The following is a 12,943-nucleotide window of genomic DNA, read 5'->3' as shown; positions in this document are numbered from 1 at the left end:
GGGTCTGGGGCGCCCCGCGAGGGCCCCGGGGAGGGTCGTCTGACCCCGGGCCCCGTTGGGTAACCCATGGGTAATGAGCGGCCGTCCGACCGTACGTGGTTGGATGCGAAGGGACCCCGGAGAAGCCGGGCCGCGCGGCGGCGCGGCGGTGGGGTCACACCCGACAAGAGCTGGCAGGCGGGAATCGTGAGGATCTTCGGCAAGGGACGGCACCGGCCCTCCGCCTCTTGGCGGCAGGCCACCGACAGGGCGTTCACGCTCATCGGCGACGGCCGCTACGAGGACGCGGGCGCGCTCCTGACGCGCGCCGCCGATCTCGAACCCTGGCTCTCGGAGTCCTGGTTCAATCTCGCGCTGCTCCACAAGTTCCGCCACGACTGGGAGCAGGCCCGGGCCGCGGGCCTGCGGGCCGTGGCGCTCCTTGACCGCTCGGCGGGCGCCCCTGACTGGTGGAACGTGGGCATCGCGGCCACCGCCCTGCAGGACTGGCCGCTGGCGCGCAGGGCCTGGCAGGCGTACGGCCTCAAGGTGCCCGGCGGGATCGCCGCGACGGGCGAGCCCACGGGCATGGACCTGGGCAGCGCGGCCGTGCGGCTCTCGCCGGAGGGCGAGGCGGAGGTCGTGTGGGGCCGCAGGCTCGACCCGGCCCGCATCGAGGTCCTGTCCATCCCGCTGCCGTCCTCCGGGCGCCGCTGGGGCGAGGTCGTGCTGCACGACGGGGTCCCGCACGGGGAGCGCACCACGTCCGCCGGGCACGCCTACCCCGTCTTCGACGAGATCGAGCTGTGGGCGCCCTCTCCCGTGCCCACCTGGGTCGTCCTCCTGGAGGCCGCGACCGAGGACGACCGGGACGCCCTGGAGAAGCTCGCCTCCGACGCGGGCTTCGCCGCGGAGGACTGGTCGTCGTCGGTGCGGCTGCTGTGCCGCATGTGCTCGGAGTCGCGCATGCCGAGCGACGAGGGCGACGGGGAGCACCTGGACCCGCACGACCACAGCGAGCCGGGGCATCCAGGACCCCTCGGCCACCGCAGCCCAGGGCCCCTGTGGGTGCCCGAGCGCGAGTGCGGCATCGCGGCGCCCCCCGGGCTGGTGCGCGGGCTCCTCGACGGCTGGGTGACCGACAGCCCGGACTCCCGGGACTGGCGGGACCTCGAAGAGGTCTGCTGACGCCGCGGACCCCTCCGGCCCCTCCGCCTCCTCTGACCTCTCCGACACCTGACCGGCCCCTGACCGACTCCTGACCCCGACCGGGCGCGGGCCGCGGGCGATGCCGGGCCCGAGGGCGCCCCGTACCCTGTACGGGCACCACATGCTTCGGGTTCCCAGGAAGAAGGCATACGGCGGACATGGCGCAGGACACTGAGCAGCAGCGGCCGGGCGGAGTGCTCCCGGTCGACGACGAGGGCTTCGTCATCGACACGGAGGACGCCGAGGAGCGCGAGACGGCCTACCGCGAGCGCGGCACATCGCGGCCGATCACGGTCGTCGGCAATCCGGTCCTGCACAAGGAGTGCAAGGACGTCACCGCCTTCGACGACGACCTCGCGAAGCTGGTCGACGACATGTTCGCGAGCCAGCGGACCGCGCAGGGCGTGGGCCTGGCCGCCAACCAGATCGGCGTCGACCTGAAGGTCTTCGTCTACGACTGCATGGACGACGAGGGCGTGCGGCACGTGGGCGTCGTCTGCAACCCCGTCCTGCAGGAGCTGCCCGCCGACCGGCGCCGCCTGGACGACTCCGGCGAGGGCTGCCTCTCGGTGCCCACCGCCTACGCGGACCTGGCCCGCCCGGACTACGCGGTCGTGACCGGGCAGGACGAGAAGGGCAACGCCATCACGGTGCGCGGCACGGGCTACTTCGCCCGCTGCCTCCAGCACGAGACGGACCACCTGTACGGCTATCTGTACATCGACCGCCTCTCCAAGCGGGAGCGCAAGGACGCGCTGCGGCAGATGGCGGAAGGCACGCCGCGCTACCCCGTGGTGCCGAATGACTGAACCGCGCCACGGTTGAGGCGCGCGGGAAGCGCGTGACGACAGCGGCCCCTGGTCGGGGAACACCCCACTGACCAGGGGCCGTTGGCGTACCCGCTCAGAACCGGACAGGACTAGCCCACGATCAGCCGCCGGTGATCCATATTCGGTCACGTAAGGGGATGTTCTCGGCACGGTGGGGTAGTGAATGGCGCAAATCTGTTCCCTGAACGGTCAGTTGTGGTGCTGAATAGAAAGCGCGGGGATACGCAACGGCGCGCGCCCGGCACGGCGGGAGGGGCGTGGGTCCTCAGGTGGTTGAGAGGGGTTTGTTCGTGCCTGCTTCCTCACACAGCACTTCACAGTCGGACCGGGCGGCACCTGTCCCGGTACGGGTTCCGGCATATGCGATGGAACGCGTACCGAGGCAACGCCGGAAGCCGGTCGAGTCCGTACAGTCACCAGTTCGAGCGGCGGTATCCGTGCCGCCCGCACTGGCTCTTCCCGTGGTGGAGTCGGAGTTTCCCCGACATCTGCATCCGTATTGGCCAAAGCTTCAGGAGAAGTCACGCGCATGGCTCCTGGAAAAGCGGCTCATGCCCCCCGACAAGGTCGCGGTATATGCCGACGGACTTTGCTACACCGACCTGGTGGCGGGCTACTACATCGGTGCGCCAAACGAACTGTTGTCCGCCATCGCGGACTTGAGCTCCTGGTTCTTCGGCTGGGACGACCGGCACGACCGGGACGCGGTGCACGGCAGGACGGCCGGGTGGCGGCGTCTGTGCCATGGGTTGCACGAGACACTCGGTGACCCGCGCCGCCAGCTGCACCACGAGGACCCTCTGGTCGCCGGCTTCGCGGACTGCGTCCTGAGGCTGTACGCGCACCTCGGGCCGGGGTGGAACGCGCGCTTCGCCCGCCACTTCCACCCGGTGATCGACGCCTACGACCACGAGTTCGGCAACCGCCGCACCGGGACGGTGCCGAGCGTCGAGGCGTACGTCGAGCTGCGCCGGCTCACCTTCGCGCACTGGATCTGGATCGATCTGCTCGAACCGACCGCGCGCCAGGAGCTTCCGGACGCGGTGCGGAAACATCCCGCGTATCGCGCGGCGGCACGCGCGACCCAGGATTTCTCCGCCTGGTACAACGACCTCTGCTCGCTTCCGAAAGAGCTCGCAGGGGACGAGGTGCACAATCTCGGGATCTCCCTCATCCACCACGAGGGAATGTCCCTTGAGCAGGCCGTCGCGGAGGTGCACCAGCGGGTCAGCGAATGCGTGAGTGACTTTCTCGCGGTGGAACCCGAAGTCCTCGCCCTCGCCGATGAATTGATCGACGGCAGCGCGGCGGGCCGCAAAGTGAGCGCGGCGCTTCAGTCCTGCCTCTTCAATATGCGGAACTGGTTCAGTTCCGTGTACTGGTTCCACCACGAATCCGGCAGGTATCGCGTCGAGAGCTGGCTCGACCGGTCATTGCCGCCGTATGTCTCCGACACTCCGGGACCCGATGTCCCGGAGTGCGAATGGGCAGGTTCCGAACTGGCAGGAGGACAGGAATGACCGTCGAATCCACGGCGTCCGCGATAACCGCCCAGGCCGCGCGCGCACGGCTGAATACACCGCCACTGGTCCCCGGCGGAGCGCCGCTTCTCGGCCACGCCTGGAACCTCGTGCGCGACCCGCTCGGCTTCCTCGCCGCCCTGCGTGACCACGGAGATCTCGTCCGGATCAGGCTGGGGCCCAGGACCGCGTACGCGGTGTGCGATCCGCAGCTCGTCGGAGCCCTGTTGAAGAGCCCGGAGTATGTCGTCGGCGGGCCGCTCTGGGACACCCTGGAGGTGCTCCTCGGCAAGGGCGTGGCGACCAGCAACGGATCGCTGCACCGGCGCCAGCGGCGCATGATGCAGCCCGCGTTCCGCCCCGAGCGCGTCGTCGGCTACGCGCGCGTGATGGAGGAGGAGGCCCAGGCGACGGCCGCCCGCTGGAGTGACGGCGACGCGGTGGACGTGAGCGCGGAGATGTTCCGCACCGCCGTGCGCATCGTGTCCCGCTCCCTCCTGGAGGTCGACTCCATCGCGGAGAAGGCCGACCGCATCAGCGACGCGCTGCACACCGTGTTCGAGGGCCTGTACCGCCGCATGGTGCTCTCCGTGGGGCCGCTCTACCGGGTGCCGACGCCCGCGAACCGGCGCTTTGAGCGCGCGCTCGCCGATCTGCACGCGGTCGTCGACGAGATCGTCGCCGAACGCCGCGCCGGTGAAAACGGCACGGAAGAGGACTTGCTGGCCGTATTGCTCCAAGCGCGCGACGAATCGGGGCAGCCGCTGACGGATCAGGAGATCCACGACCATGTGGTCTCTCTCGTCGTGGCGGGCGCCGAGAATGTCGCGTCGACACTGGCGTGGACCTTCCAACTGCTCACCGAACACCCGGAGCACGAAAGGCGGTTGGTTGAAGAGGTAAATTCCGTGACGGCAGGTCGGCCTGTCGCCTTCGCCGACCTCAAGGAGCTGCCGCACACGCGCAATGTCGTCACGGAGGCCATGCGTATACGACCGGCCGCCTGGATTTTCACGCGGCGGTCCGTTGCCGAGACCGCCCTCGGCGGCTATCGCATTCCGGCCGACGCGGACATCGTGTACAGCGTGTACGCGATGCAGCGCGATCCGCGTTCCTTCGAGCGGCATCTGGAGTTCGACCCGGACCGCTGGAATCCGGAACGCGCGGCGAGCGTACCGGAGTTCGCCATGATGCCCTTCAGCGTCGGCAACCGTAAGTGCCCCGGGGATCACTTCAGCCTGGCGGAACTCGCCATCATCCTGGCGACGGTCGCCCCGAAGTGGCACCTCGCCCCCGTGGCCCGGACCGATTCCCGCACCAAGGTCGGCATCACGCTGCACCCGAGGAGGCTGGTCCTGAGGGCGCGGCGGCGGTGACGCCCGGGGGCCCGGCGTCAGGCGGCGGTGCCGATGCCGGGCCCCCGGAACGTCCGCCGGTAGGCGTTCGGGGTGGTTCCGAGGGCGCGGACGAACTGGTGGCGCAGCGCGGCGGCGGTGCCGAAGCCGGAGCGCGCCGCGACGGTGTCCACCGTCTCGTCCGTCGCCTCCAGGAGCTCCTGGGCGCGCAGCAGCCGCTGGCGCAGCAGCCAGCGGTAGGGCGTGGTGCCCGTCTCCTCCTTGAAGCGGCGCGCGAAGGTGCGCGGCGACATATGGGCGCGGGCGGCCAACTGGTCGACGGTCAGCTCCCGGTCCAGATGGCGCTCCATCCAGGCGAGGGCGCCGCCGACGGTGTCGCACCGGGTGCGCGGCAGCGGCCGCGCGACGTACTGGGCCTGGCCGCCGTCGCGGTGCGGCGGCACGATCATCCGGCGCGCGATGGCGTTGGCCACCTCCGGGCCGTCCTCCGCGCGCACCAGGTGCAGCGCGGCGTCGATGCCCGCCGCGGTGCCCGCGGAGGTGATCACCGGATCCTCGTCGACGTACAGCACGTCCGGTTCGACGGCCGCGCGCGGGAAGCGGCGCCTCAGCTCGTCGGCGTGCCGCCAGTGCACCGCGCACCGCCGCCCGTCAAGGAGCCCGGCCGCGCCGAGCACGAAGACGCCGGTGCACACGCTCAGGACCCGGGCGCCGCGCTCGGTGGCGCGGCGCAGGGCGTCGAGCAGGGCGGGCGGGAAGTCCCGCGTCACGTAGGAGTTCCCGGCCGGGACGGTGATCAGGTCGGCCTCTTCGAGCCGGTCGAGGCCGTACGGCGTGGAGATGGTGAAGCCCGCGTGGGTGGAGAGCGTGGGGCCCTCGGCCGAGACGAGCGCGAAGTCGTACACCGGAAGCCCCTCGTCGCCGCGGTCGAGGCCGAACACCTCGCACACGACGCCGAGTTCGAAGGGATGCACGCCGTCGAGCGCGACGGCGGCCACATTGCGCAGCATGGACCCAGTGTGCCGCGCCCTTGGCAGGAAATCGAGGGGTCGCGTCAGTTCTGCCACTCACGCCGGAGGACGGCCGACGCGAGAGTGGACGTCATGAACACACACGACGCACTCAACACGCTGGCCGTCCTCGTAGTCTTCCTGCTCATGGCCCTGCCGTCACTGATCGGCCACGCCCACGACCGCCGGATCGACCGGCAGCTGCGGGACGCCGAGCACGGACCCGGGCCGCGGGATCAGAACTCGTCGTCGAAGGAGACCGAGCCCTCCACGGCGACCTGGTACGCCGACGGGCGCCGCTCGAAGAAGTTGGTCAGCTCCTGAACGCCCTGCAGCTCCATGAACGAGAAGGGGTTCTCGGAGCCGTACACCGGCGCGAAGCCGAGACGCTGAAGGCGCTGGTCGGCGACGCACTGGAGGTACTCGCGCATCGACTCGGTGTTCATGCCGGGCAGGCCGTCGCCGCACAGGTCGCGGGCGAACTGCAGCTCGGCCTCGACCGCTCCCTTGAGCATGTCCGTGACCTGCTCCTGGAGCGCCTCGTCGAACAGCTCCGGCTCCTCCTTGCGGACGGTGTCCACGACCTCGAAGGCGAAGGACATGTGCATCGTCTCGTCGCGGAACACCCAGTTGGTGCCGGTCGCCAGGCCGTGCAGCAGACCGCGGGACCGGAACCAGTAGACGTACGCGAAGGCCCCGTAGAAGAACAGGCCCTCGATGCAGGCCGCGAAGCAGATCAGGTTCAGCAGGAAGCGGCGGCGGTCCGCCTTGGACTCCAGGCGGTCCAGCTTCTCGACCGAGTCCATCCACTTGAAGCAGAACTCGGCCTTCTCCCGGATGGAGGGGATGTTCTCCACGGCCGCGAAGGCGGCGGCGCGGTCCTCCGGGTCGGGCAGGTAGGTGTCGAGCAGCGTCAGGTAGAACTGGACGTGCACGGCCTCCTCGAACAGCTGACGGCTCAGATAGAGCCGCGCCTCGGGGGAGTTGATGTGCTTGTACAGCGTAAGGACGAGGTTGTTCGCCACGATCGAGTCGCCGGTCGCGAAGAACGCGACCAGGCGGCCGATCAGGTGCTGCTCCTCGGCCGTCATCTTGGCGAGGTCGGCCACGTCCGAGTGGAGGTCGACCTCCTCCACGGTCCAGGTGTTCTTGATCGCGTCCCGGTAGCGCTCGTAGAAGTCCGGGTAGCGCATGGGGCGCAGCGTCAGCTCGAAGCCGGGGTCGAGCAGGTTCTTCTCACCGGCCGTCGTGACGGTGTGCTTGTCGGACTGGGACATTACTGGCAGGCCTCGCAGGACTCGGGGTTTTCCAGGGAGCAGGCGATCGCCTCGGGGTCGGTCACCTGCTGGGGTACGGGGGCGGCCGCGGCGGCGGTGCCACCGGCGGCGCGGGCGATGCGCGTCGCGGGGCGCGAGCGCAGGTAGTACGTGGTCTTGATGCCCTGCTGCCAGGCGTAGGCGTACATCGAGGAGAGTTTGCCGATGGTCGGCGTCTCCAGGAACAGGTTCAGGGACTGCGACTGGTCCAGGTACGGGGTGCGCGCGGCGGCCATGTCGATCAGGCCGCGCTGCGGGATCTCCCACGCCGTGCGGTACAGGTTCCGCACCTCCGCGGGCACCCAGCTGAAGCCCTGCACCGAGCCGTTGGACTCGCGAAGGGCCTCACGGGTCTGCGCGTCCCACACGCCGAGCTTCTTGAGGTCCTGCACCAGGTAGGAGTTGACCTGGAGGAACTCGCCGGACAGCGTCTCGCGCTTGAAGAGGTTGGAGACCTGCGGCTCGATGCACTCGTAGACGCCCGCGATGGAGGCGATGGTGGCGGTCGGGGCGATGGCGAGGAGCAGCGAGTTGCGCATGCCGACCTTGCCGATGCGCGTCCGCAGCGCCTCCCAGCGCTCGGGCCAGGCGCGCTCCGCCGCGGTGTGCTCGTAGTGGTCGGGATGCAGGACGCCGCGGGCGGTGCGGGTCTTCTCCCAGGCGGGCAGCGGGCCGTGGCGCTCGGCCAGGTCCGCGGACGCCTCGTACGCGGCGAGCATGATCCGCTCGGCGATCTTCGTGGAAAGCGCCTTCGCCTCGGGGGAGTCGAAGGGCAGCCGCAGCTGGAAGAAGACGTCCTGCAGACCCATGGCGCCCAGGCCCACGGGGCGCCACTTGGCGTTGGAGCGCCCGGCCTGCTCGGTCGGGTAGAAGTTGATGTCGACGACGCGGTCGAGGAACGTCACGGCGGTGCGGACGGTGGCGTCCAGGCGCTCCCAGTCGATGTCCCCCTCGGCCACGAAGGCGCCGAGGTTCACCGAGCCGAGGTTGCAGACGGCCGTCTCGCCGTCGTCGGTGACCTCGAGGATCTCCGTGCACAGGTTGGAGGAGTGCACGGTGTGGCCGGGCTCGGCGGTCTGGTTGGCGGTGCGGTTGGAGGTGTCCTTGAAGGTCATCCAGCCGTTGCCGGTCTGCGCGAGGGTGCGCATCATCCGGCCGTACAGATCACGGGCGGGCATGGTCTTCTGGGCGAGACCGGCCGCCTCCGCCTTCTGGTACGCCGCTTCGAACTCCTCGCCCCACAGGTCGACGAGCTCGGGCACGTCGGCGGGCGAGAACAGCGACCAGTCCTGGTCGGCGGCGACGCGGCGCATGAACTCGTCCGGGATCCAGTGCGCCAGGTTCAGGTTGTGGGTGCGCCGGGCGTCCTCGCCGGTGTTGTCCCGCAGCTCCAGGAACTCCTCGATGTCGGAGTGCCAGGTCTCCAGGTAGACCGCGGCGGCGCCCTTGCGGCGGCCGCCCTGGTTCACGGCGGCGACGGAGGCGTCCAGGGTCTTCAGGAACGGCACGATGCCGTTGGAGTGCCCGTTCGTGCCGCGGATCAGCGAACCGCGGGAGCGGATGCGGGAGTACGAGAGGCCGATGCCGCCGGCGTGCTTCGACAGGCGCGCCACCTGGTGGTACCGGTCGTAGATGGAGTCCAGCTCGTCCAGCGGCGAGTCGAGCAGGTAGCAGCTCGACATCTGCGGGTGGCGGGTGCCGGAGTTGAACAGCGTCGGCGACGACGGCAGGTAGTCCAGGCGGCTCATCAGGCCGTACAGCGCGGCGACCTCGTCCAGGGCGCGCGCCGAGTCGTCCTCGGCGAGGCCGACGGCCACGCGCAGCATGAAGTGCTGCGGGGTCTCGATGACCTTGCGGGTGATCGGGTGGCGCAGCAGATAGCGGCTGTGCAGGGTGCGCAGGCCGAAGTAGCCGAAGCGACGGTCGGCGCCGTCGGCGAGCGCGGCCTCCACGAGCGCGTCGAGACGGGCGCCGTGCAGGGTCGTGAACGCGGCGGTGCGGTCGGCGATCAGGCCCTCGCGGTGGCCGACCGCGACGGACTCGGAGAACGACGTGACGCCCTGCGACGCGGCCTCCTCGCGGATGCCGATGCTCAGGAGCCGGGCGCCGAGCCGGGAGTACGCGGGGTCCTCGGAGATGAGGCCGGCGGCCGCCTCGGTGGCGAGCTCCCGCAACTCGGCCTCGTCGGCCTTCGCCGAGCGGCCGCGCAGCGCGGCCGCGGCGACGCGTCCGGGGTCGGCGTCGGGGAGGTCGACGGTGAGGTCGGTCAGGGTGCGCAGCAGGGCGGTTCCGGGGCCGTCGGCGGACGGCGCGGACTGCTCGGTGGGCTGCTGACCGGCTTCGGCCTGCGCTGATGCGGGCTCGGCGGGCGCGATGGTCACGTGGTGCTCTCCCTCGCTCGGCTCTGGGCTCGCGGGGGAGGCGACGCGCGGGCGCACCCGGGCAGGGGCGGGCCGCGTCCGCCGGCCCACTCCGCGAGGCCCGGACGTCTTCGCACCCGGGCCGGATGGACCGGGCGCGCCGTCGGCAGGTCCTCGGACTCACGGGTACGCAAAAGCACACCAGTACACCGTTGCGGGACAGTTCCGGACTTGCACCGGATTCCCCTGCGGCGACAGCGAGGACGAGCATACATCTTGTGCTGGCTTTCGGTGGCACCCCTAGATGTTGTGTCGGAGGGTGACGCAGGCCTCACAAAAGAACGCCGCTGGAAGGTCAACTCATGGACGGGGAGTGGCATTCCACGGCCCGTCCGGGGCTCAGCCGCCCGTCCTCGGCGGGTCCTGCGGCGCCCCGTCCCCGTGCCGCGGCAGGTCGCCGCGCTCGACGGGCTGGGTGGGCTGGACGGGCTTGACGGGCTTGACGGGCTTGGTGGGATCGGTGGGTTCGACGGGCTTGCTGGGCTCGGTGGGCTCGCCCCGCGTGTCGCGCCCCGTGGACGCGGGCAGGATCGCGTCCAGCTCGCGGGCGTCGGCGCGGTGGACGTGCGCGGCGGCGGCGCGCAGCGTCGCGCGGTCCACGGCCGCGCGGTCGGCGGAGACCTGGACGCGCAGCCCGCGCTCGGTGAGGGCGTACTCGTGCCGGGAGCCGCTCACGCGGTACCAGCCCCTGCCGTCCTTCGCGCACGCGCTCGCGGCGGGCTGGACGGTGCGGCAGTTCCCGTCGCCGACGGTGCCCCGCTCGACGCGCAGGGCGATCTGGGCGGTGCCCTTCACATAGGTGACCTGGAAGCCGTCGTCGCCGAGGACGCCCGCGGACTGCTTCGCGGCCCGGTAGCCGGGGACCTTCGTCAGGTACACGTGCTCCACCCGGGTCTGCGCGGCGAGGGCGCGGGCGACGAGTTCGGAGCGCTTGGGGGGCGCGGCGGCCGGGGAGCGCCGCGGGGAAGCGGCGGCTTCGGAGCGCTGCGGGGAGGCGGACGCCCGGATGCCGTCCCCCTTCTTCTGTTGGGTCTTCTCCGTGGAGTTCTCTGCGGACTTCTCAGCGGACTTCTCTGCGGACTTCTCATCGGCTCCGCAGCCGGTGAGCGCGAGCGGTATGAGCAGCAGGGCCGGGAGCAGGAGGCGGCGGGGTCTCATGCGCTCATCCTCGCGCATGGGACCCCGCCGCCCGCTGTGCGGCTACGACCGCTCTGGCCGCACCGGCCGCCGCGTCCGCTTCGTCCGCGCCGTTCTCAGTGCCCCGCCCCCACCTTCGGCAGCTCCACGGCCACGCCCTTGTCACCGGCGTCCGCCGTGTAGTCCTCCGGCGAGGTCTCGTCGACGCCCTCGGGGGCCTTGAGCGCCTTCAGGACGAAGGTGAGGACCACCGTCACGACCACGTTCAGGACGAACGCCGTCAGGCCGATGTAGCCGATCTCGCCGATGCCGGGGATCTCCTTGGAGGACCCGCCGAAGTGCTTCTGCGTCGGCGAGGCGACGCCGTACGCGGCGACCGTCCCGTACACCATGCCGACCGCCCACCCGGCGAGCAGCGCCCAGCGGTGGAACCAGCGCGTGAACAGGCCGCCGACGAGGGCGGGCATGGTCTGCAGGATCCAGATGCCGCCGAGGAGCTGGAAGTTGATGGCGACCGTCTTGTCCATGGTGAGCACGAACGCGAGCGCGCCCACCTTCACCAGGAGCGACACCAGCTTGGAGACCTTGGTCTCCTGCGCGGGTGTCGCGTCGGGCCGGATGAAGTCCTTGTAGATGTTGCGGGTGAAGAGATTCGCGGCCGCGATGGACATGATGGCCGCCGGGACGAGCGCGCCGATGCCGATCGCCGCGAACGCGACGCCCGTGAACCAGTCCGGGAACATGTCCTCGAACAGCTGCGGGATCGCCAGCTGCCCGTTCTCGACCTTCACCCCGGCCGCGATCGCCATGAAGCCGAGCAGCGCGAGCAGGCCCAGCATCAGCGAGTACAGGGGCAGGATCGTGGTGTTGCGGCGGATCACGTCACGGCTGCGCGAGGACAGCGTCGCGGTGATCGAGTGCGGGTACATGAACAGGGCGAGCGCCGAGCCGAGGGCCAGGGTCGCGTACGTCCAGGTGCCGGCGTCGCCGGGCACGAGCGCGCCCACGGGCTTGCCCGTCGCCTCGTTCGTCGCCGAGAACTTCTCGTTCGCCGCCTGGAAGATCTCGTCGAAACCGCCCAGCTTGATGGGGATGTAGATGATGGCCACCGCGATCACGATGTAGATCAGGGTGTCCTTGACGAACGCGATCAGGGCGGGGGCCCGCAGTCCGGACGAGTACGTGTACGCGGCGAGCACGCCGAAGGCGATGAGCAGCGGCAGGTCCTTGATGAACCAGTTGGTGTCCTCGCCGCCGCCGACGCCCATCACGTCCAGGACGGCCTGGATGCCGACGAGTTGGAGCGCGATGTAGGGCATCGTGGCGAGGATGCCGGTGACGGCCACGGCGAGGGAGAGCCCCTTGGAGCCGAAGCGCCCCCGGACGAAGTCCGACGTCGTCACGTACCCGTGCTTGTGCGACACCGACCACAGGCGCGGCAGGAAGGTGAAGATCAGCGGGTAGACGAGGATGGTGTAGGGCACCGCGAAGAACCCGGCGGCCCCGGCGGCGTAGATCGCCGCGGGCACGGCCACGAAGGTGTAAGCGGTGTAGAGGTCGCCGCCGAGCAGGAACCAGGTCACCCAGGTGCCGAACGACCGGCCGCCGAGGCCCCATTCGTCGAGGCTCTGCTCGTTCTCGGCCCGGCGCCAGCGGGAGGCCAGGAAGCCCATGACCGTCACCGCGAGGAAGAAGAAGATGAAGACGGCGAGCGCGACGCCGTTCACGCCGTCGTTCATGCGCGCGCACCTTTCTGGGCCGAGGCGGCCTTGCGGGCGCGCTGGTCACGCTGCCACAGCTGGTAGGCGATCATCGTGAGCGCGGTGGAGATCAGCACCCACAGCATCTGGTACCAGTAGAAGAAGGGGATGCCGATGAACGCGGGGTCGACCTTCGCGTAGGAGCTGACCCAGAGCATCGATACGAACGGGGCCACGAGACAGAGGGCGATGACCACGCGGACCGGCGTGACCACCGGCCGCGTCGTCCCCTCGGGCGCAACCGGCACTTCAGGCGCATCAGGCATACCGCGGCTCCGTTCGCTCTCTTATCCCCTGCTTAACGTGCGGGAAATCTAAGCGACGGTCTCGATCATTGGAACCCCTGTCCGCATAACGGACGGGCCAAGAAACGTAACGAACAGGTGGAGAAAGGGGTTGCGCCGAGC

General features: G+C 70.2%; 11 protein-coding genes and 1 riboswitch. Of the genes, 5 read left to right on the top strand and 6 right to left on the bottom strand.

Annotated features, from left to right (window positions below; translation table 11 throughout):
• Window positions 1-186 precede the first annotated feature (186 nt).
• The 4 genes from AC07A4_RS00815 (at window position 187) to AC07A4_RS00800 (ending at window position 4,914) form a co-directional block, all read left to right on the top strand.
• On the top strand, window positions 187-1,167 hold the full coding sequence (locus tag AC07A4_RS00815) for a tetratricopeptide repeat protein (RefSeq protein ID WP_478591104.1): 981 nt from the start codon (window positions 187-189) through the stop codon (window positions 1,165-1,167).
• 179 nt (window positions 1,168-1,346) lie between these two features.
• The gene (gene def / locus AC07A4_RS00810; RefSeq protein WP_478591102.1) at window positions 1,347-1,997 is read left to right on the top strand and encodes a peptide deformylase; all 651 of its coding nucleotides are present in this window, start codon (window positions 1,347-1,349) and stop codon (window positions 1,995-1,997) included.
• Window positions 1,998-2,479: 482 nt separating this feature from the next.
• A complete protein-coding gene (locus AC07A4_RS00805) occupies window positions 2,480-3,538 on the top strand; it encodes a terpene synthase family protein (RefSeq protein ID WP_478591100.1) in 1,059 nt (352 codons plus the stop codon).
• Window positions 3,535-4,914 (top strand): bifunctional albaflavenone monooxygenase/terpene synthase, encoded by a 1,380-nt coding sequence (locus AC07A4_RS00800; RefSeq protein WP_478591097.1) that lies wholly within the window; start codon window positions 3,535-3,537, stop codon window positions 4,912-4,914. Before AC07A4_RS00805 ends, AC07A4_RS00800 begins: the two co-directional genes overlap by 4 nt.
• Before the next feature lie 17 nt (window positions 4,915-4,931).
• Here the strand turns inward: AC07A4_RS00800 and AC07A4_RS00795 are convergent, their stop codons facing one another.
• Window positions 4,932-5,903, bottom strand: a complete 972-nt coding sequence (locus tag AC07A4_RS00795; RefSeq protein WP_478591094.1) for a GlxA family transcriptional regulator — start codon at window positions 5,901-5,903, stop codon at window positions 4,932-4,934.
• Window positions 5,904-5,996: 93 nt separating this feature from the next.
• Between AC07A4_RS00795 and AC07A4_RS00790 the strand changes: the two genes are divergently transcribed.
• A complete protein-coding gene (locus AC07A4_RS00790; protein ID WP_478591091.1) occupies window positions 5,997-6,227 on the top strand; it encodes a hypothetical protein in 231 nt (76 codons plus the stop codon).
• On the opposite strand, the gene AC07A4_RS00785 is transcribed toward AC07A4_RS00790, so the two are convergent.
• From AC07A4_RS00785 to AC07A4_RS00765, 5 genes are all read right to left on the bottom strand, one after another.
• Entirely contained in the window at window positions 6,140-7,180 is a 1,041-nt protein-coding gene (locus AC07A4_RS00785; RefSeq protein ID WP_478591089.1) for a ribonucleotide-diphosphate reductase subunit beta, read from the bottom strand. The two genes, AC07A4_RS00790 and AC07A4_RS00785, sit on opposite strands and share 88 nt — an antisense overlap.
• Window positions 7,180-9,600: a ribonucleoside-diphosphate reductase subunit alpha gene (locus AC07A4_RS00780; protein WP_478591087.1), complete on the bottom strand. Its 2,421-nt coding sequence runs from the start codon at window positions 9,598-9,600 to the stop codon at window positions 7,180-7,182. Before AC07A4_RS00780 ends, AC07A4_RS00785 begins: the two co-directional genes overlap by 1 nt.
• Before the next feature lie 127 nt (window positions 9,601-9,727).
• A riboswitch (cobalamin riboswitch) is annotated at window positions 9,728-9,856 on the bottom strand.
• Between the two features lie 122 nt (window positions 9,857-9,978).
• Complete coding sequence (locus AC07A4_RS00775) at window positions 9,979-10,797, bottom strand: hypothetical protein (protein ID WP_478591085.1); 819 nt, start codon at window positions 10,795-10,797, stop codon at window positions 9,979-9,981.
• Between the two features lie 95 nt (window positions 10,798-10,892).
• Window positions 10,893-12,515, bottom strand: a complete 1,623-nt coding sequence (mctP, locus tag AC07A4_RS00770) for a monocarboxylate uptake permease MctP (RefSeq protein ID WP_478591082.1) — start codon at window positions 12,513-12,515, stop codon at window positions 10,893-10,895.
• Window positions 12,512-12,802, bottom strand: coding sequence for a DUF3311 domain-containing protein (locus tag AC07A4_RS00765; protein ID WP_478591080.1), 291 nt, complete (start codon window positions 12,800-12,802; stop codon window positions 12,512-12,514). The genes mctP and AC07A4_RS00765 overlap by 4 nt, the downstream gene beginning before the upstream one ends.
• Between the last annotated feature and the right edge of the window lie 141 nt (window positions 12,803-12,943).

It is taken from the genome of Streptomyces sp. NPDC043996 (assembly GCF_056435225.1).
Note: the sequence above shows the minus strand (reverse complement) of the source record. Positions and strands in the feature narration are given on the sequence as shown.